Genomic DNA, 18,335 nt, shown 5'->3' with positions numbered 1-18,335 from the left:
GAAGCGCGTTTTTTTATGCAGTGAGATATGAAAACTTAGGAGTTTTCACGACCGAGATACTCACGGGTGCGGGTATCAATTTTAATTTTGTCACCAATGTTGATGAACAAAGGAACGTTAACCTCAAGACCGGTTTCAATGGTAGCCGGTTTGGTTACGTTAGAAACGGTGTCACCTTTTGCGCCTGGCTCTGTGTGGGTCACTTCAAAAATCAGAGCAGCTGGAAGTTCCAGAGTAAGTGGGTCACCATTGTAAAGCATTACTTTTACTTCCTGACCGTCTTTAAGGAAGTTTTCAGCACCGCCGGAAAGTTCTGTGCTCATGTAGTGTTGCTCGTAGCTGGAAAGATCCATCAGAACGAGGTTGTCACCTTCCATGTAGAGGTACTGCATTGCAGTATGTTCAATGTCAGGACGTCCTACTTTTTCACCGGAGCGGAAAGTTTTGTCTACTACGCGACCGTTGAGCAGGTTACGAAGTTTGGTGCGGATCATCGCACCGCCTTTGCCCGGTTTGAAGTGCTGAAATTCAACAATTTCGTATGGAGTGCCTTCCAAAAGGATTTTAAGACCGCGTTTAAAATCGGTGGTTGAGAACATGTATTCCTCCAAATAGTTCCGATGAATGTTACCGGAAAATTAAATTCTAATCTTTAAGGTGCTGAAATAATGCCTGCACGGCTAGTGCGTAACTCATCATGCCGAAACCTGCAATAACACCAATAACGTGTCGACCAATAAAACTTTTCTGCCGCAGTGGCTCGGAGCGGGCAAGTACATTACTCAAATGTACTTCAACCACGGGCAGCTCAACCCAGGCAAGACAGTCTGCCAATGCAAGGCTGGTATGAGTATACGCTCCAGCATTCAGTACAATGCCGTCGATGCCCTCTTCTCTTGCCTGCTCAATGCGATCAATCAGTTTGCCTTCTGAATTGTTTTGATAAAATTCAAGGGAAACGTTCGCAGTATTTTTTCCAAGCACTTGTTCTACAAGCTCAGGCAGAATGTCCATGGTGCTATTGCCATAGATTTCCGGCTGGCGTTTTCCCAGTGCTCCGAGATTGGGACCATTGAGAACCAGAATTTTGTAACCGGTCATGCGTACTCCCTTTGTCTTTACACATTGCTTTTATACCATTAGGAATGGTGGAAACAAACGGGTAATATTTTCCAAAGCGCTGCTTGTTGTCAAGCTCGGCGTTGCCTTTATTCACTATTACCAAAGGCCTCTCATGCAACCAAATCTTATTTTAGAAGACACAATATATACGCTTGAACAACTACAGGAAATTGATGTTCCGCAGATTGCCCTTGCCGGACGTTCCAATGTAGGTAAATCTTCCCTGATTAATGCCCTTGCCGGACGTAAGAATCTTGCCCGTACCAGTTCTACACCGGGTAAAACTCAGTCTATCAACTTTTATCGGGTAGATCCTTGGAAGTACTATCTTGTTGATCTTCCAGGATATGGCTATGCAAAAGTTTCTAAAACTGAACGTCAGAAATGGGCTGAACTTATTAATCAGTATCTTATTTCTACTCCGGGGCTGAAAGCTCTTGCGGTTCTTATCGATAGCCGTGTTCCCCCACAGCAGATTGATATTGAGTTGACGAGCTATGCTCGCGAAATTGATTTACCGCTGATTCCCATTTTGACAAAAGGTGACAAGTGTAAGCAGCGTGAGCGTGATGCTAAGCAAAATGAGTGGACAAAAATTTTAGGTGGGATTCGTCCGATTATTTCCTCTGCCTCATCAGGATTAGGCCTTGATCGAATCTGGCATGCATTTTCTGAACATGCACTGGATCCTGAAGAGTTTGCAAGAATTGATGCCGAGGTTAAGAAAGCCAAAGCTGAAAAAAAAGTGCTGCGTGCTGCTCGTGCTGAAAAGCGCGAAGGCGCGAAGAATAAGCCGAAATCTCAGAAGGCAGCTCCTTCAAAAAAGAAAAAGAAGAAAAAGTAATTTTGATAAATTACGTTATTTAAATGTGTTATGCTGACTGCGATAAATCAGAAAACATGTGAGTGAGTTCGGAATATCCGGACTCACTTTTTTTATGGGCTTTTTTGCCTAAATTTTGCGTTAAATAAGCTTTTTTTTGAGCAAGAAGTTCTTGATATTAGCAAATTTTACCCACAACAGCTTTTAAGGGGCTGGCGTTGAGAAGCGAAGTATGGTTCGGATTATTTTTTTTACGCTCTTATATTGAAAAAATGGGGAACTTTTTTCCCTGTAATTTGAAAAAAACATGATCCAGTATAGAGAATTTTCAATTTGGAACATAATGTGAGGGTTCTGCAGCCATGTAACGAAAAAGAAATGTACAGGTAATGCAAAAGTAAGACTGGAGATGTCAAAAAGGGGTACATGCTGAGAGCATGTACCCCTTTTACTAGTATGCCACTAATGGTCTACCATTTCTTTTTACGCTGAGCTTCAAGAGCAACTGCCTGCTCTTCAAAGTTTGCAAAACCAGCTTGATGCAGTGCATCAAGAACTGTCTGCTTCCAATCCCAGCCTGCGTAAATAACAGGTTTGTGGAACTTAGCGCGGAACTGCTCGAGTTCCTGACGGTAGAATTTCTCTTTTGGAGTTTCAATAGATTCACGGAGGAGTTCATGCAGACGTGCAATCTCACCTTCGTACCAATCGAGAATATCTTTTGCGTTTTTGTACTTCTTGAGAATGTGTCCGTAGCCGTTTTCATTTAACATAGCACGGATTTTTTCAAGGTACTTATCGCCGAGCCACTGACCAAGCTGTTCTGTCTTAATGTTCTCCTGCTCTACTTCTGCCATGTCTTTTTTGGTCTGGAAGTAGGTGTCAGGAACAACAGAAGCAGAGACAATTCCTGCAATAGCAACAAGGCCACGGAGAATGGTGCTGTTAGAAACACCCTGACCGCAGAAGCCAACTTTCTTGCCGAACTTTTGACCGGTGAAGATAGTGCAAAGGATTGCCCAGATAACTGCAGGATCTTCTTCATCGTAGATGTGTGCAAGGCTTGCGTTATCTCGGTCTGTTGCCAATACCATCTGAGTCATGTCGTTGGAGCCGATGGAGAATCCATCAAATTCCTGAACGAACTGCTTTGCAAGAATGGCGTTACTTGGAATTTCAGACATGAGGATGATTTTGAGACCATCTTCACCACTCTTCAGTTTGTGTACCTGTTCGAGGTAGCGGCGCATAGCTCTGCCTTCCTCAAGAGTACGAACAAATGGAAGCATGATCTGAAGGTTAGTTCCACCGTACACGCCACGAGACAGTTTAAATGCTTCGATTTCCCAGTCATGAAGATTACGGGAAACACCACGGTAGCCAAGCATTGGGTTATCTTCGAAGTGTTCAAACAAGGAGCCGCCAAGAAGGTTGCGGTACTCGTTGGATTTAAAGTCGGTGGTTCTGTAGATGATGTCTTTTCCGTAGAATGCCATTGCGAACAATGCCAGTCCCTGAGCAAGAGTCTGAACATAATGTTCTTTACCGGAACGGTATCCACGAGATTTAATAATCGTACGGATTTTTTCCGGAATGCTACGCATGTCACGGATTTCTTTTTCAAGACCGGAAGTCAGAGCAACTTCAACACGAACCTGTTTAACCTTCTGGATTACATCCATAACGACTGGGTCGTTAGCAGCTTTTTCAGTAATCGCTTTCACAGATGCGTCAATTTCAGCTCTGCGACGGGTGCTTTCAGGATCAGTTCCGGTAAGTTTGAGTAACTCATCAGAGAAGCCCATAACTGCAGATATGTGATCTTCAAGATTTTCAGAAGTCTTGAGAACATCGAAACGACGTGTAGCTGTTTCCATGTATGCATCAAGCTTGTGATCAAGCTCGCGCATACGGCGGTGTACAGCAAGTACTTCGTCTGTACCACGTGGCTGCTCATTCTCAGTAAGCTTTTCAATCTCAGCAGAAAGGCCGGTGAGGTGCCCTACGTATTCACGCAGGTTGAAATCAACACCAACGATACCGAGTGCAAGCTGCTCACGAAGTACTTTGGTCAATTTGCTTTCAAGTTCATGAACCTTGTCTGCAACAACTCTTTCCAGTTCACCGGAATCATATGCTTCCAGTGCTTTCGGGTGGATAGAGATGTTACCGAGCATGAACTCAGCACGCAGGAGTCCTACTTCGAAATCGGTTACATTCCTGAGTCGGGAAAGGAACAAAGATTGGCCAACATCAGCAAGGATAAGGCCGACTTTTGTTTTGGTTTCCGGAAGGGTAGAAAGGTCCATTTCGCCGCCAACTTCTTTGAGAGGAAGCAGGCCGCGGTAAACCTTGCCGCGAGTACCGTCTACAGTGATTTCTTCACCATCAAGGTTGCGAAGTACTTCAAGACGCTGGATACCGATGATGGCCGGAATACCAAGTTCGCGGGAAGTAATCGCTGCGTGGCTGGTGTCACCGCCTACGTCTGCGAGAATGGAAGAAGCAATACGCATACCCGGAACCATGTCAGGGTCTGTACGCTCTGCAGCGAGGATATCGCCTTTGTTAATTTTGTTCAGTTCAAGTGCGGAACGCAGATATTTTACACGTCCCTGCCCTGCACCGCGGGAAGCACCGTTACCTTCCAGAATAATTTCTGCGTTATCAGCAGCTTTTTCATCCACCTCAAGACGGCGCATGAAAATAGTATTCGGATGAAGTTCGAATTCTTCGTTCCAACGGGTTTCAGGACGAGCCTGCACAAACCAGAGTCTGTCAGCGTCATCGATACAGAATTCTGTATCCATGATCATGCCGCCGTAAGCAATAGAAATGCCACGAACACCACGAGCTACTTCTTCTGCCTGTGCAAGGGAAAGTGACCAACGGAATGCTTCAAGATCAGGTACGTCGACCATTTTGGTGCCGCCTTTGGCCTGGTAGACAATCTTTTTGTCTTTGCAGCCCATCTGGCGGATTACAACTTCCTGTTTGTCATCACGCTGGAACACGTAGAATTTGTCAGGGGTAACCATGCCACCTACTACTGCCTCACCGAGACCGTAGCTGGCATCAATGGAAACAAGATCTTTTCTGTCTGTGCCACGGCAACCTGTTGCAGTATCTGCAGAGAAAGCAGTACCGGAAATCACAGGGTTGATCATGCGCATGATACATACAGAAAGAGATGTGTTTTCAATGGCCCATTCTTCTTTTGCTTTAATAGCAATAGTTTCATCGCCGGTTTCTTCTGCACGAGCCATTGCGTCCAGAATTGCTTCACGGCGGTAGGTCATTGAACGAAGGTTGTATGCGGAAGCACAATCCCAGTGGTATGCTTCAACACAATTGTTTTCGCCAACGATGTTCAGGTAAGTATCCTGAAGACCTGCAAAGGCTTTTTTGCGGGAGTCTTCACCCGCAGCTGAAGAACGTACAGCAACAGGAACGTCTTCAAGGCCTGCTTCTTTGCAGATTGAGTTGTACGCATCGCGTACGCAACCGGTTACACTCTCAGGCAACTCGACAGAAAGAATGCCTGCCTGAACCAGCACAGAACGTTTACGAAGCTGGTCAATGCCTTCAGGAGAAGTTGCAAAACCTTCAACAACGTTATTTACAAAAGTTCTAGTTTTGAGAGTAGTCTGGGTGCCTGTAGCTTCTGCTTCTGCACGGATATCTTTTGCGATGTTACGTACAAACTTTTGGAGAAACTCAGGATCTTTGTTGATTTCAGGGTCATTCCAGTCAATTCGGTTGTACTCTTTATCAACCATGGAGCGAACAAGTGAGGCGTTCACTTTAGTTTCATCCATGAGCTGGTGGAAGGCTATGGAAGAGATTGCACGAAATTGCGGAGCCCGAATACCGTCAACCTGACTAATAATAGCAGTGTTGTAGTTTTTACCGCCAACGAGAAGCTCTGCTTCTTCGCCGATAGCTACAATATCTGCACCTGTAAGAACCATTTTCTTTGTAAGTTCTTCAATCTTAGTCGTCTGTGCTTTAACACTCTTGGAATCGTCAGCCTTTTTTTTGGCCATCAGTCTTTCCTCCTGGAAGGACTTTTACTTTAAAAAACCGGAAACTATTAACTTATAGAGTAAAACTCTATGCCCATCGTTAGAATTAGATTTGGGTAAACAACTTTTTTATAGGCAATACCTACGGTTATTTAAGGAGAGTCCCGTTCGGGACTCTCCATACTCTCTAATCCTTACTCATGCGGTAGCATGAGACCCATCTACGCTTCCAGTTTTTCACCACAGAAGTGGCAGTATGCCATACCTTCTATGGAGAGAGGCTTCTGGCAAGCCTCATTGCTGCATCGGCGTGGAATCGGACCAAGCTCAATAAGCAGGTCACCCTCTTTAACCGGAACCATCATTTTGGTTTCTTTGTAATCGGCAGTTTTCAGTACACGTTTAACCATTGCGTCCGCAGGACAAAGCACAGCTTTTTCCTGTTTCATAATGGAAACGTTGAAGAGTTCTTCACCCTTTTTAACTACATCACCCGGGTTTACATACATAACCCAGAGGTCACCGTTGGATGGTGCAGCTACATGAAGTGGATTGTTAGGATCAGCTTTTTCGGATCCTGCACTCTCCTCTTCCTGTGGAGTCGCCACCTGAACGTCATAGCTCATAATGTCAGAGTCGAGAACATAACGCACTACACATTTACCATCTTTAGCAGGTTCGGAAACATGCAGAATGGTCATGGAGTGCGGCTTTGCATTATCATCAACAAAGTGCAGTTCTCTTCCTGTTTCAAGACCTTCGAACCAAACGTCAAGTGGAATATTATTCGGGTTACCGAAATCACGTTTGAATCGAACAGTCTTAAGAGCATCAGCCGGATGGTTAAGGAACATTACGAATTCTTCATCGGTCGGCTTACGGCGGATCTGGTTGATGAAGTCAGATTCTTCAGCAGCGAGATTGATATCTTCCAGTGTAGACAAAGGAGATACTTCAGTACGCTGATTAATCGCCTGTTTCCACTCAGCACCGAATGCACTCTGGTATACCCAGTCTGCAGGGAAGCCAAGCGGAAGTTTACCAAATTTACCGAGAAGGAGATCACGGAATGCGTCATTGCTGTCCTGATAGATGGCAAGACGTGCTTCCTTCATCTCTTCGCTTAAGTCTTTTTCTTCATACTTAGTAACATGTTCGAGTACTTCAAGCAGGTAACGAACTTCTTCTTCGCCGCCACGTTTGTACGCGTTGGTTACAGCAAGGAACGCAGTGTTCCAAGTGATCTGTGAACCCGGTGTTACGTCGTGGTAGCGCACTACCTGACGTGTACCCGCGAGGAATTTCAGCATGTACGGAAGAAGGTGGATATATCCCTGCTTCAGTGCTCCTTCCTGAGAGGAAGACGTTGCACCACCAGGCATTGCGTGATGTACAACATCATGGTCAATTCCCTGGAAGAATGGTGCGGTGTATTTGTCATAGTATGGCATAACCTGCTTAAGTACAAAGTTGCACTCGCGGATCATGTCTTTATTAAGATTAGTTTTAAGGCCAAGCTCTTCTTCAATGTACGCGGCTGTGGAAAGGACTTCACCTTGACCGTACCAGCGTACTGCTGCACCCATACCAGTATCGACAATATGTGCACCTGCTTTAGCGGCGGCACCCACAGTCGGTACAAATAAGCCGTCTGTGTAATGTCTGTGATAGTGTGTAACCAAAGAAGGCCACTGCTTGCGAATAGCCGTGATAAGCTCAGTCATAAATCGTGGCGGGCAGACGCCAGCCATATCTTTAAGACCGAGGATGATCATCTCAGAAGCTTTTTTAGTGCTTACACCAGCCACATCAGCAACCATAGCAAGAATTGCCTCAGTTACCTGCAGGTAGTGTTTTACATCAAAGCCTTTTGCCCATGAAAGGGAGATGGCAGGCTCAAAAACGACTTCTTTACGGTTAAGAGCTACTTCAGCAAACGGACGCATGTTTTCTACATGGTTCAGGAAGTCGAAGCATCTGATAACATCGTAATGATCACAGATCATTTCGCCAGTTGCACGCATAAGGTTCTGCGGCTGCGGTTTGTAGCCGAGAACATTTGTGGAGCGGATGAGAATCTGCTTCAGCGTCTTAGGTGCAAACTGATTCCACTCTTTTGCTTCAGTAAACGGATAGGTCATGTTCGCGAGCATTGCGACATGGAAGTGCGCTCCGCCACCGTTTTCAATAGAGAAGAATCCGCAGTTATCAAGGTAAGGGCCGATGAGCTTGTCTTCAGCAAGACGGAAGCGGTTGCCACTGTTGGACTGTGTAATATCACGAGGGGTGGTATCACAGAAATGCACGTAATCTGTGTCACGCACAAAGTCTAACAGAGCCTTGCGGTCACCTTGAGGGTATGCAGGCGCAGCCTTTAATGTAGCATTATTAATGGCCGGCATTACCGGATTGAACTCGCCGACACGCGGAGTGTCTTTTGAGCGGTACTCACCAAGCTGCACATACGGGTTGGTACCCTTTGCGGAGATTTCCGCGATGAGCTTGGAAATACGTTCTGCTTCAGGCGCAAGGTCTGTGTAACAGAGCAGTTCCGGTGTGTTGCCGATAAAGTTTGTATCAAAATCACCCTGTCGGAACTTCGGATGACGGATAACCTGTTTAAAGAACGGGATGGTAGTCTTGAGACCGCCAATGGAGTACTCGTTAAGAGCACGTTCCATTGTCCCAAGTACTTTTTTCCAGCCGCGTCCGTAGGAAATAAGCAGCGCTCCGGCAGAGTCGTAGTTAGACGGGAAGTCGTAACCAGCAGACAAGTTGGAGTCGATACGGATGCCAGGTCCACCAGGAGAGATGTATCTGGATACTACACCGCAGTTCGGTGCAAAATCATCCTGAGGATCTTCGCAGTTAATTCGCAGCTGCATTGCCATCTGGGATGGCGGGAACTTTTCTTCTTTAAGACGAAGCTCAGCACCGAAAGCAACAGCAATCTGCTCTTCAACAAGGTCAACACCGTAGCGAACCTCTGTAATACCATGTTCAACCTGCAGGCGTGTGTTTACCTCAATGAGGTACGGCTCGCCGTCAGGAGTAACAAGGAATTCAACAGTAGCTAATGAATCGTACCCTACTGCTGTAACAAGGCTGCGTGAGTATTCTTTAAGGCGTGCGCGAAGTTCCGGCGTAATGAGCTCAGAAGGAGAAGGAGTAATCTCTACCAACTTCTGGTGGTTACGCTGGATACTGCAGTCGCGTTCATCAAACGCAAATACGTTGCCGTATTTATCGCTGATTACCTGAATTTCAATGTGGCGTGCGGATGCAAGAAATTTCTCAATATACAGGCGCGGGTTACCGAAAGATGCCTGCGCCATGGTTGACGCTTTAACGAATGCACTTTCAAGCTCGTCCTGATTTTTAATTAAGAAGATTCCGCGGCCACCACCGCCCCCTTCTGCTTTAAGCATGATCGGGAAGCCGATCTCTTCGCAGAACTTACGTGCGGTCGGAATATCAACAGAACCATCAGAACCCGGTACTACAGGAACGCCTAATTTTTGTGCAAGAGCGCGTACCTGTACTTTGTTACCAAGCAGGTTCATTGATTCCGCTGTGGAACCGATAAAAATGATGCCTTCTTCGGCACATCTGGTCGGGAATTTGTGATCTTCTGAGGCAAAGCCCCAGCCCGGGTGAATAGCAACCACGCCGCGTTTTTTTGCCAGACTAATAATTCTGTCTATATCAAGGTACGCTCGAGGGTCAGAACCCAGTAAAAGAAGTTCTTGAGCGGCTGATGCGGCAGGAGACGTTTTATCGATGTCCGTAGCCGTCATTACAGCTACAGCATCAAAACGCTCACGAATTGAGCGACAAATACGACGGGCAGGAATACCCCTGTTGGCAACCAGAATCGGTTTGCCTTTCACTTCTTCCATAATTTCATTAAACGTCTTAATCGCCATTCAATCCTCGTTTTGCAGCGTCGGTGACATTTGGCCAATAAATAACCCATCAGATGAACTAATCACGGGCGCAGGGAAATACTACCGGAATGGATAACCTTTTCTCCGTCTTGTTGCCGGATTCGAAGGCCACCATCTTGTGAAATCCCCATGAGTTTGCCCGACCGATTGACTAGATCACTTCCGTGGATCCATACTTCTCGCCCCAGCCAAGCAAGTTGTTTTTCAACACTCGAAATTAATTTCTCGGTAGTATACTGAACAACCTGTGCGTTGTAGCAAAAATGCATGTGGTCTACAAGTGTCTGCCACACCTGCAATATCGGCAGAGTTTGTTCGTTTTTGCACAAGCAGCCTGCAGGTACAGCCCACTCGGTTCGCAAATCTTCTTGAGGAGGATGTGAATGGAGGTTTATCCCGATTCCGGCTGTCAAAACTCCACCACGTTCTTCCAACAAAATCCCGCCGATTTTTTTGCTATCAACTAAAATATCGTTTGGCCATTTTATGCGTGCATTATACCCAAGCTGCTGCAATGCGTCAGCTAATAAAAAGCCCATCACCAATGCACCGAGTTCATTTGCAAAAAAACCAGTCATTGGTAACCTGAGGGCTGCATAAATATTACCTTCCGGAGAATTCCATGCTCTACGTAGCTGCCCTCTACCGCTTTTCTGGCGGAGTCCCAAAATGGAATCCCATTCGCAAAGCAGGTTTCGTTCTGTTAATGCCCGTGCGACATCCAGTGTTGAAGAACATTCTCCGCAAATATGAATGTCAGAAGAAAAATGTGGAAGCTCAGAACGAAATACAGCGAGATCGTCAAGACATGACTCGCTCCACTCTTTGTCAGCTAGCGTGCTCCATCCCGCATGGGCGGTAGCAAGCTCTTCAGGAGTGGTTTTCAGGGTAATGTCTGGCAGTTGGTCGTGTAGTACAAAGCAGGTATGCATAGATTCTGTGATAGCCCTGTTGGTCAAATAGGTTTTTCTTGGAAACTTTCTCAGCATGCAGTATGAAAAAAGTATGAAATTTTACTTAGTAGGCGGCGCAGTGCGAGATATGTTGCTTGGAGTTCCGCCAAGAGAATATGACTTTGCTTTTTCCGGAACTGTTGAGCATTTTATAAGCATCAATCCTTCAGCGCGCAAGGCCGGAAACGAGTTCGGCATTTGTATCCTCAATGGCATTGAATATGCCCCTCTTCGCGGAGGAAACATTGAGGCAGACCTTATGTCTCGAGATATCACTATAAATGCCTTTGCATTAGATGATTCTTCACGCCTGTATTCTTTGCCTACCTCATTATATGACCTTGAGAAAAAAATTATACGACCTGCTTCTGATACTGCGTTTCTGGAAGATCCGCTTCGCGTTTTTCGAGTAGCACGCTTTGCCGCTGCCCTGCCGGACTTTACTGTTCATCCCGACGCTATAGAGCAGATGCGTAATGTGTCCGTAGCTGGGGTGCTTGAGTCAGTAACTGCGGAACGTGTTGGTTCCGAATTGATAAAAGCTTTGCAAGCTCCAGAACCGGGACGCTTCCTCTCTGTGCTGGACTCAGCATCATGCTTATATCCTTGGTTTTTTGAACTCAGCTCCATGTCTTCCATACCTGCTGGTACTATTCAGTACCACTATGACGACTGTCTTGCTCATACTGTTACGACTATCAACCGATGTCAAGGTGATATAACCACCTGTTATATGGCGCTTTGTCATGATCTGGGGAAGCAGTCGACTGAATCCGCTGTATTGCCTCGACATATTGGGCACGAACACAGAGGCGAATTGCATGCTAGAGAGCTTGGGGCTCGTCTCAAGCTTTCAAACCACATGATCAAAGCAGGAGGAATTGCAGCGCGGCAGCATATGAAAGGCGCCATGTACAGCTTACTTCGAACAGGAACAAAAGTAGATCTGCTTTACTCTCTGCATAGGCAAAATATTTTTGAATCCTTTTTTGCAATGGTCAAGGCAGATTCTGGAATAGATTACTTACCTGACGCACAGAACGATCTGGATACAATTCTCACTGTTACCCTTCCTCCCGAATCACAAAACCTCGGAGCAGAGTCTGGCCGACGTTTGCGAGAACTGCGTTGTCTGGCGCTCTCTCATGGGAGTCGAAAATAAAAAAGCCCCGAAGAGCATGCTCTTCGGGGCTTACAAACGATGTAGTTACCTACTATTTGAAAGCTTTTTCAAAGTTAGGAACAACCTGTTTTTTGCGGCTCATTACGCCGTCAAGCCATACTGACTCGTCGCCTGCTACGCCGAATGCTTTTTCAACAACGGAAGCGTCGTCAGAACAGATAAGCATTTCAGAGCCTTCTTTCATGATGTCAGTGAGAAGAAGGAATACAGAGTGGCGACCGTCTGCTTTTACTTTAGCAATTTCTTCTTTAAGGCCGGACTTAACAGCGTCAAGAAGAGAAAGATCAACAACTTCAAGCTGGCCGATACCAACTTTGTTGCCGTTCATGTCGAAATCTTTGTAATCACGGAATACGAGTTCTTCCATGGTTGCGCCATCTACAGCAGACTTAACTTTGAACATTTCCATGCCTAGTGCGGTTGTGTCGGAAACGTTAGAAAGTTTAGCAAGAGCTTCTACAGCCACTTTATCAGCGTCAGTGCAAGTTACAGACTTGAACATTACGGTATCGGAAAGGATAGCGCAAAGCATGCCGCCTGCAATGCCTGCAGGAATTTCAAGACCGTAGTGATCGTAGAAGCCTTTGATTGCTGTACAGCTGCAACCTACAGGCCATACCCACATTTCGAGAGGGTTTGAAGTGGTGATGTCGCCCAGTTTGTGGTGGTCGATTACGCCACAGATTTCAGCTTCGTCGATGTCAGCTGGAAGCTGAGCTTTATCAGAGGTATCAACGAGCCATACTTTCTGGCCGGCAACAGAAGTAACAACTTCTGGAGCGGTAAGACCGAATTTTTCGAGTACAAAAGCAGATTCAGGTGTTACTTCGCCCTGTGCTACTGCTTTAGCTTCGATACCGCGTTTATTAAGTGCATCCGCAACAGCGATTGCAGAAATGATAGAATCTGTGTCCGGGTTCATATGTCCCAATACGAGTACTGCCATGGTAATTTCCTCCAGAAATTGTTGTAACGCGTTGTTCACGCCTATTTCCAAACTGAGTTTGTGACAGATAGCACAAACTAAAACTGCTGCCAAGCACTTGTATGCCTGTCAGGCAATTTTTTTCTGAGAAAAAAAGCTACAGATTTGTAATAACTACCACAGCAAAAAGGAAAAAAAAGAAGGAATAGTAAGCGTGTCGTACTCTTAAGGAAAGAACACCACCAAGAGCAGCAAAGAACCATAAATAGCTCCATGAGACCCCTGAACATTCAATAATACCGCCATATATCTCATATGCAAAGGAGATAGTGCTAATTAGCACAAGCAGGTAGAGAAAGAAGAAAATAAAGTTTACACAAAGGGTTTGGAGTAATGCCTTTGTTATAACTTTATCTACAAAATGTTGTTCATCTGAGTGGGATTCTGGATTTGCCAAAGCCAGCAACCTGTTGTGGTGAGCATTGTGCCGTTGCCTCAATGTTTGTTCCAGATATGGGCTGAGCAAAGCAGCAGGCATGGCAAGTACCATAGGAACAACGAGTTGTGATGGAAATTCTAATGAGAAAAAGCTGGCTGTAGCCAAGGTTGCAACCAAGGCTGCTGCGCCATTCGGGGGGATATAGGTACCTACAGGGAAAAGGTCGAGCCAGAACAGCTCAAAAAAAATGGCAGCTGGTAGTGCAAGCTCCCACTCGCCTGTTATGACTGCCCAGAAAAAACCGATTGCCAGAGGTCTTTCAACAAACCCCAGATTAATGCTGGTTCGCAGCAGGGCTAAGATGGCAAAAAAAAAGCGTAGGCGCTAAGCCACGGAATTGATGAGAACTGAATAACAGGAAAGGCAACATCCATTACTATAACCCTTTTATTTGTAATGGTTGGTTTGGAACGCAGCGAAAGTCGAGAACAATTTCATTATTGGCAAAAAACTTCAAACACTCTTCGTCATGGTCAGAGATGGCGATATGATCACATAGCTGTTTTTTGCCGGGCGCATAATGCAAGTTCCCGATATTGATAGAATCAAAGGAAAATCCTTCGTCATGGATACGCTTAGCGTCTTCACAGTCAGCTAGTATAATGAGCGTATCCTGCAAATTATTACTCTGGGCGTAAGCCATGATGTCCGCAATATGGATAAAGTCTACTGAAATACGTCCTGGAATTGCAAGGGTAGCAATTTGTTGACGCAGCACATCATCAGCAAAATCGTCATTAACAACCAGCAGGTGCTTTGCGTTGGTATAAGGAATCCAAGTTTCGATAACTTGTCCATGTATTAGCCGATTGTCAATTCGAATCCACGCCATGTCTTACCCGTTAACCTTACTTCGCAGAATTTCACCGGCCATGACAATGCCTTTTCCACCAGCATCTTTAGCTTCAATGGCAAGACGGTCGAGAGTCATGGTCCGGCATCCGAATACTTTGAGAAGCATCGGCAGGTTTACACCTGTAAGAACTTCCAGATGTCGGGTACCGAGCAAAGAAAGGCTTAAGTTGGTCGGAGTTCCGCCAAACATGTCTGTAAGCACCAGAACACCGCGCCCTTCATCTACTTTTTCAACCATTTCTTTAATGGTTGTGACTGTTTCTGATACGTCTTTTTCACTGTCAACACTTACGGTTTCGCAGGATGTTTGTTTGCCCATAATAACTTCGGCAGCACTCAAGAGAGCTGCGCCGTAGTTTGTGTGAGTAACAATAACTACACCGATATTTTTTTCTTCAGGGAATGTAGTAGACATGGGATTATTATATGTGTCGGCTTACGGCATTATGCCAGGTTAATATGTCTATGCTCTTTTGAGACAGCAAAGTCAGATTTTTTCAAAAAATTGTAGATGGCCTCGGTTACTGCAACAGAGCGATGCTTCCCACCAGTACAGCCGAAGCCGATGGTGATGCGGTACCGCCCTTCTTTTTCCATTTGCAACAGCGTGAAATGCAACAGGTCTTCAAGCTTTTTCAAATAGGTCTGCCCCATGCTGTGGTTGAGCACAAAATTGACGACAGGCTCGTCCTGACCGCTGAAAGGGCGTAGTTCAGGATTATGATACGGGTTCGGTAAAAAGCGTAAGTCAAAAATCATGTCTGCTTCAGAAGGAGTACTATGCTTAAAGCCAAAACTCATAATATGCACTTTCAGCCCCTTTGCATCACTTTCTTCTGATTGCCAGCGGCGTTGCAGTACGCGGCGAAGGTCATGAATTGAATACTCTGAGGTATCAAAAATAAAATCAGCTTCAGCTCGCGCCGGTGCCATGAGTTCCCGCTCGCGGGTCATGGCTTGCTCAAGACCGGTGCCACAGCCTTCAAACGGATGCGGACGTCTTGTCTCTTTATATCTGCGCAAAATAACATCTGCACGTGATTCAAGGAAAATAACCGTAGGCGAATACCCTGCTGTTGCCAGCTGTTGTATTGTCGCGGCCCACTCATCCCTGAATGTACTCTGGCGTACGTCTACCCCTAATACGATTCCTTTATAGCTTTCCAGTGCACAACCCGTAAGAACCTCGATAAACTGTGATGTCATTGAGACAGGAAGCCCATCGATTGTGTAGTACGCCATATCTTCAAAGACTTTTAACGCACTACTTTTACCGGCACCCGAAAGGCCGGCAACGATAATAACAGGGATTGAACGCTTGGAGGCGGAGATCATAGAGTCTTTACGCTATGCAGCAGATAAAAGGTTCCAGAGGGCTTCTTGTGTATCCGATTCCATAAAGACACGTTTAAAATCTTCATCTTTAAGCAGTCGGGAAATTTGGGCAAGGATGCGTAAGTGTGTTCCTGCTACATTTTCCGGCGCAAGCACCATAAAGAAGATCTTACATGGCTCTTGGTCCAGTGCTTCAAAATCAAGTCCGTCAACACTGCGGCCTGCAACAACGACTATCTTATCCAAAGATGGAAGCTTTCCATGAGGAATAGCAATACCGTTACCAATACCGGTAGTCCCCAGAGCTTCTCGTTCCATGAGCACGTTAAATACTTCATCCGCATTTAGTGACGGATTTTTATCAACAACAGGAGCCAGAAGCTCCGCCAGCGCCTCTTTTTTGGTGCTGGCGGTAAGCTCCGGCAATACAAGTTCTTTTTCCAGGTATTCACCCAGTTTCATTACGTTTCCTAGAGAACAGGGTCGATCAATCCGAAATTGTTATCTTTTCTTCGGTAGATCACGTTTACCCGTTCGGTTTCGGCATTAAGAAAAACAAGGAAGCCATACTCAAGTGCGTCTAGTTGCATAGCAGCTTCATCAAGATCCATAGGTTTTGGAACAAATTTATCCATACCTATAATAGTGCGTTCTGATTCTGCAGCTTCTTCTGGAGGCATGGAGCCTTCAAGAACAAACTTTTCTGCACCGTTTCGTTTAGCTTGCGATTTTTCAGTACGGCGTATGATCTGTGCTTTAAGCTTGTCGCGCACAAGATCAACAGTTGCATACATATCTTCAGACTGTTCGGTTGCAGACAAGTTTAAGTTGTCTGATACCAGAGAAATCTCTGCTTTGTGGCGGAAATTGTCAACAGAAAGTGATACTTGCATTTCCAAGTGTTCAGGGTTCGGTAAGAATCTGCCTAGCTTGCTAAAGCGTCGTTCGGCATAAGCTTTCAGGTGATTGGAAGGCTCAAAGTTCTTGAAAGTGAATGCGATGTTCATAGTGCCTCCTAATTTGGATACTTTTGAAACCCTGTGAGTCAGCTGGTTTCGCTTCTAGAATACCACCTTTCTCTTGGATGATGAAGGGATATTCATTGCAGTGCGGTATTTAGCTACAGTTCTTCGTGCAATGTTAACCTGAAGTTTTTCTTTGAGAATTTCTCCGATTTTTTCATCACTTAACGGTTTTTTAGTATTTTCTTCAGCAATAAGTTTTTTAATAAGCGCCTTAACGCTCTCGGATCCGACCTGACTACCATCATCAAGGCCAATCGCACTGTTGAAGAAGAACTTCAGTTCAAAAATACCGTGTGGGGTCGAAATATACTTATTAGTAGTGATACGGCTAACCGTTGATTCGTGCATGCCAATATCATCTGCAATATCTTTAAGAATAAGCGGCTTTAATGAGGTTACGCCATTCTGGAAGAATTCTTTCTGATACTTAACAATGCTCTCAACTACTTTATATAAAGTTCGTTGACGTTGGTACAGACTTTTTATCAGCCAGGAAGCAGAACGCATCTTGTCTTGATAGTAGTCTTTTTCTTCACTTGAAACTGTTTTTGGGAGTTGCGCAGTTAATTCACTGAGTTGTAATTGAGGCAAGCCGTCTTCGTTGAGGACGATAACGAAGTCCCCTTCATATTCATAAATGTAGACGTCCGGCGCAACGTACTGCGCTTCGCCTCCTCCAAAGCGTGCTCCGGGCATAGGGTCAAGACTTTGAATGATGTCGAGGTATTCCTTGAGATCTTCAAGAGAAATTTTGTATTTACGGGCAAGAGGTTTGTAGCGACGCTTTTCCAAGTCTTCAAGATGATTAGTAATAATATCTACAAGAATAGGATCGCGATCGTAATTCAGAGCCTTGACCTGAACCAACAGGCATTCTTGAGGCGTGCGGGCCGCAACACCCACAGGGTCAAATTGTTGAATGCGCTGAATCATTAAATCGACAGTTTCAACATCGCTTTGCGCAATATTGGCCAGTTCTTCATCAGATACATGGAGGTATCCGTTAGAACTGATGTTGCCGATGATGACTTCCCCTACTCTAAGCTGTTCTTCACTTAAAGGGGAAAGCATTAATTGCCAGTTCAGATGACCATCCAGAGTGGGAGCAGGTGCAAGGCGAGCCTCGAAGGAACTCATTTCCTCCAGTGCTTCGGATTCCCGCATTGAAACCTGTTTGGTCGTACTTGAAAAATCGCCCAGATAGTCTTCCCAGTCAGCGTTGTTTGAAAGCTCTTTGTCATAAGCTTCCTGTTCATCTTTACGCTGTTCTGCAGCAGAAGTTTTATCTGGATTTACGCTTTCTTCCAAGGACTCTTCAAGAAAAGGGTTTTCCAGCAGTTCTTGCTGAACGGTTTCAGCAAGTTCCACGCGGGAAAGTTGCAACAGCTTGATTGCCTGTTGCAATTGAGGAGTCATGACAAGCTGCTGAGCAAGCTTTAATTGTTGGCGAAGTTCAAGAGCCATATATAAGAATGTCCTATGTGGTTCGACTAGCTAAAAAGCTGGAATATAAAGTATGAGTACTGCCTATCAAAAAACATTCCAAATCACATAACTAATCTCTTTTTTGCCACATAGGAACGATATATGCAACAAAGAAAAAAGCCCGTGGTACGGGCTTTTTTTAATTGCAATGCGCAAGT

At 45.3% G+C, this 18,335-nt stretch carries 15 protein-coding genes; 2 read left to right on the top strand and 13 right to left on the bottom strand.

Annotation, left to right across the window (positions count from 1 at the left end; genetic code table 11):
* Positions 1-35: 35 nt before the first annotated feature.
* Both efp and SP90_RS10885 read right to left on the bottom strand, forming a co-directional pair.
* Positions 36-599, bottom strand: coding sequence for an elongation factor P (efp, locus tag SP90_RS10890; RefSeq protein WP_066855843.1), 564 nt, complete (start codon positions 597-599; stop codon positions 36-38).
* Positions 600-645: 46 nt separating this feature from the next.
* Positions 646-1,101: a type II 3-dehydroquinate dehydratase gene (locus SP90_RS10885; protein WP_066855840.1), complete on the bottom strand. Its 456-nt coding sequence runs from the start codon at positions 1,099-1,101 to the stop codon at positions 646-648.
* A 133-nt stretch (positions 1,102-1,234) separates the two neighbouring features.
* Between SP90_RS10885 and yihA the strand changes: the two genes are divergently transcribed.
* Positions 1,235-1,966 (top strand): ribosome biogenesis GTP-binding protein YihA/YsxC, encoded by a 732-nt coding sequence (yihA, locus tag SP90_RS10880; protein WP_082936404.1) that lies wholly within the window; start codon positions 1,235-1,237, stop codon positions 1,964-1,966.
* A gap of 449 nt (positions 1,967-2,415) precedes the next feature.
* Here the strand turns inward: yihA and SP90_RS10875 are convergent, their stop codons facing one another.
* From SP90_RS10875 to SP90_RS10865, 3 genes are all read right to left on the bottom strand, one after another.
* On the bottom strand, positions 2,416-5,991 hold the full coding sequence (locus SP90_RS10875; protein WP_066855834.1) for a PEP/pyruvate-binding domain-containing protein: 3,576 nt from the start codon (positions 5,989-5,991) through the stop codon (positions 2,416-2,418).
* Between the two features lie 200 nt (positions 5,992-6,191).
* Positions 6,192-9,896: a pyruvate carboxylase gene (locus SP90_RS10870; RefSeq protein ID WP_066855831.1), complete on the bottom strand. Its 3,705-nt coding sequence runs from the start codon at positions 9,894-9,896 to the stop codon at positions 6,192-6,194.
* Positions 9,897-9,958: 62 nt separating this feature from the next.
* Positions 9,959-10,849 (bottom strand): biotin--[acetyl-CoA-carboxylase] ligase, encoded by an 891-nt coding sequence (locus tag SP90_RS10865; RefSeq protein ID WP_066855828.1) that lies wholly within the window; start codon positions 10,847-10,849, stop codon positions 9,959-9,961.
* Between the two features lie 73 nt (positions 10,850-10,922).
* Between SP90_RS10865 and SP90_RS10860 the strand changes: the two genes are divergently transcribed.
* Positions 10,923-12,032: a hypothetical protein gene (locus SP90_RS10860; RefSeq protein ID WP_066855864.1), complete on the top strand. Its 1,110-nt coding sequence runs from the start codon at positions 10,923-10,925 to the stop codon at positions 12,030-12,032.
* Between the two features lie 52 nt (positions 12,033-12,084).
* On the opposite strand, the gene SP90_RS10855 is transcribed toward SP90_RS10860, so the two are convergent.
* From SP90_RS10855 to rpoN, 8 genes are all read right to left on the bottom strand, one after another.
* Positions 12,085-12,999: a manganese-dependent inorganic pyrophosphatase gene (locus SP90_RS10855; RefSeq protein WP_066855825.1), complete on the bottom strand. Its 915-nt coding sequence runs from the start codon at positions 12,997-12,999 to the stop codon at positions 12,085-12,087.
* A 136-nt stretch (positions 13,000-13,135) separates the two neighbouring features.
* On the bottom strand, positions 13,136-13,729 hold the full coding sequence (locus SP90_RS10850) for a hypothetical protein (protein ID WP_231895557.1): 594 nt from the start codon (positions 13,727-13,729) through the stop codon (positions 13,136-13,138).
* 124 nt (positions 13,730-13,853) lie between these two features.
* The gene (locus SP90_RS10845) at positions 13,854-14,309 is read right to left on the bottom strand and encodes a PTS sugar transporter subunit IIB (protein ID WP_066855818.1); all 456 of its coding nucleotides are present in this window, start codon (positions 14,307-14,309) and stop codon (positions 13,854-13,856) included.
* A 3-nt stretch (positions 14,310-14,312) separates the two neighbouring features.
* A complete protein-coding gene (locus tag SP90_RS10840; RefSeq protein ID WP_066855815.1) occupies positions 14,313-14,747 on the bottom strand; it encodes a PTS sugar transporter subunit IIA in 435 nt (144 codons plus the stop codon).
* Between the two features lie 29 nt (positions 14,748-14,776).
* The gene (gene rapZ, locus SP90_RS10835; RefSeq protein WP_066855812.1) at positions 14,777-15,667 is read right to left on the bottom strand and encodes an RNase adapter RapZ; all 891 of its coding nucleotides are present in this window, start codon (positions 15,665-15,667) and stop codon (positions 14,777-14,779) included.
* A 12-nt stretch (positions 15,668-15,679) separates the two neighbouring features.
* Positions 15,680-16,129, bottom strand: coding sequence for a PTS sugar transporter subunit IIA (locus SP90_RS10830; protein WP_066855809.1), 450 nt, complete (start codon positions 16,127-16,129; stop codon positions 15,680-15,682).
* An 8-nt stretch (positions 16,130-16,137) separates the two neighbouring features.
* The gene (gene hpf / locus SP90_RS10825) at positions 16,138-16,674 is read right to left on the bottom strand and encodes a ribosome hibernation-promoting factor, HPF/YfiA family (protein WP_066855806.1); all 537 of its coding nucleotides are present in this window, start codon (positions 16,672-16,674) and stop codon (positions 16,138-16,140) included.
* A 54-nt stretch (positions 16,675-16,728) separates the two neighbouring features.
* Positions 16,729-18,156, bottom strand: a complete 1,428-nt coding sequence (gene rpoN, locus SP90_RS10820) for an RNA polymerase factor sigma-54 (RefSeq protein WP_066855803.1) — start codon at positions 18,154-18,156, stop codon at positions 16,729-16,731.
* Positions 18,157-18,335: the final 179 nt, after the last annotated feature.

The organism is Halodesulfovibrio spirochaetisodalis, from assembly GCF_001672295.1.
GTDB classification, from domain to species: domain Bacteria; phylum Desulfobacterota; class Desulfovibrionia; order Desulfovibrionales; family Desulfovibrionaceae; genus Halodesulfovibrio; species Halodesulfovibrio spirochaetisodalis.
This window is presented reverse-complemented; position numbering and strand designations above follow the sequence as displayed.

What these genes read in the sequence shown, in the direction of transcription:
- rpoN (WP_066855803.1), bottom strand. Translation starts at nt 18,156, where the DNA reads ATGGCTCTTGAACTTCGCCAACAATTAAAGCTTGCTCAGCAGCTTGTC.
- SP90_RS10860 (WP_066855864.1), top strand. Translation starts at nt 10,923, where the DNA reads ATGAAATTTTACTTAGTAGGCGGCGCAGTGCGAGATATGTTGCTTGGA.
- SP90_RS10845 (WP_066855818.1), bottom strand. Translation starts at nt 14,309, where the DNA reads ATGGCGTGGATTCGAATTGACAATCGGCTAATACATGGACAAGTTATC.
- SP90_RS10830 (WP_066855809.1), bottom strand. Translation starts at nt 16,129, where the DNA reads ATGAAACTGGGTGAATACCTGGAAAAAGAACTTGTATTGCCGGAGCTT.
- efp (WP_066855843.1), bottom strand. Translation starts at nt 599, where the DNA reads ATGTTCTCAACCACCGATTTTAAACGCGGTCTTAAAATCCTTTTGGAA.
- rapZ (WP_066855812.1), bottom strand. Translation starts at nt 15,667, where the DNA reads ATGATCTCCGCCTCCAAGCGTTCAATCCCTGTTATTATCGTTGCCGGC.
- yihA (WP_082936404.1), top strand. Translation starts at nt 1,235, where the DNA reads ATGCAACCAAATCTTATTTTAGAAGACACAATATATACGCTTGAACAA.
- SP90_RS10870 (WP_066855831.1), bottom strand. Translation starts at nt 9,896, where the DNA reads ATGGCGATTAAGACGTTTAATGAAATTATGGAAGAAGTGAAAGGCAAA.
- SP90_RS10855 (WP_066855825.1), bottom strand. Translation starts at nt 12,999, where the DNA reads ATGGCAGTACTCGTATTGGGACATATGAACCCGGACACAGATTCTATC.
- SP90_RS10865 (WP_066855828.1), bottom strand. Translation starts at nt 10,849, where the DNA reads ATGCATACCTGCTTTGTACTACACGACCAACTGCCAGACATTACCCTG.
- SP90_RS10875 (WP_066855834.1), bottom strand. Translation starts at nt 5,991, where the DNA reads ATGGCCAAAAAAAAGGCTGACGATTCCAAGAGTGTTAAAGCACAGACG.
- hpf (WP_066855806.1), bottom strand. Translation starts at nt 16,674, where the DNA reads ATGAACATCGCATTCACTTTCAAGAACTTTGAGCCTTCCAATCACCTG.
- SP90_RS10840 (WP_066855815.1), bottom strand. Translation starts at nt 14,747, where the DNA reads ATGTCTACTACATTCCCTGAAGAAAAAAATATCGGTGTAGTTATTGTT.
- SP90_RS10885 (WP_066855840.1), bottom strand. Translation starts at nt 1,101, where the DNA reads ATGACCGGTTACAAAATTCTGGTTCTCAATGGTCCCAATCTCGGAGCA.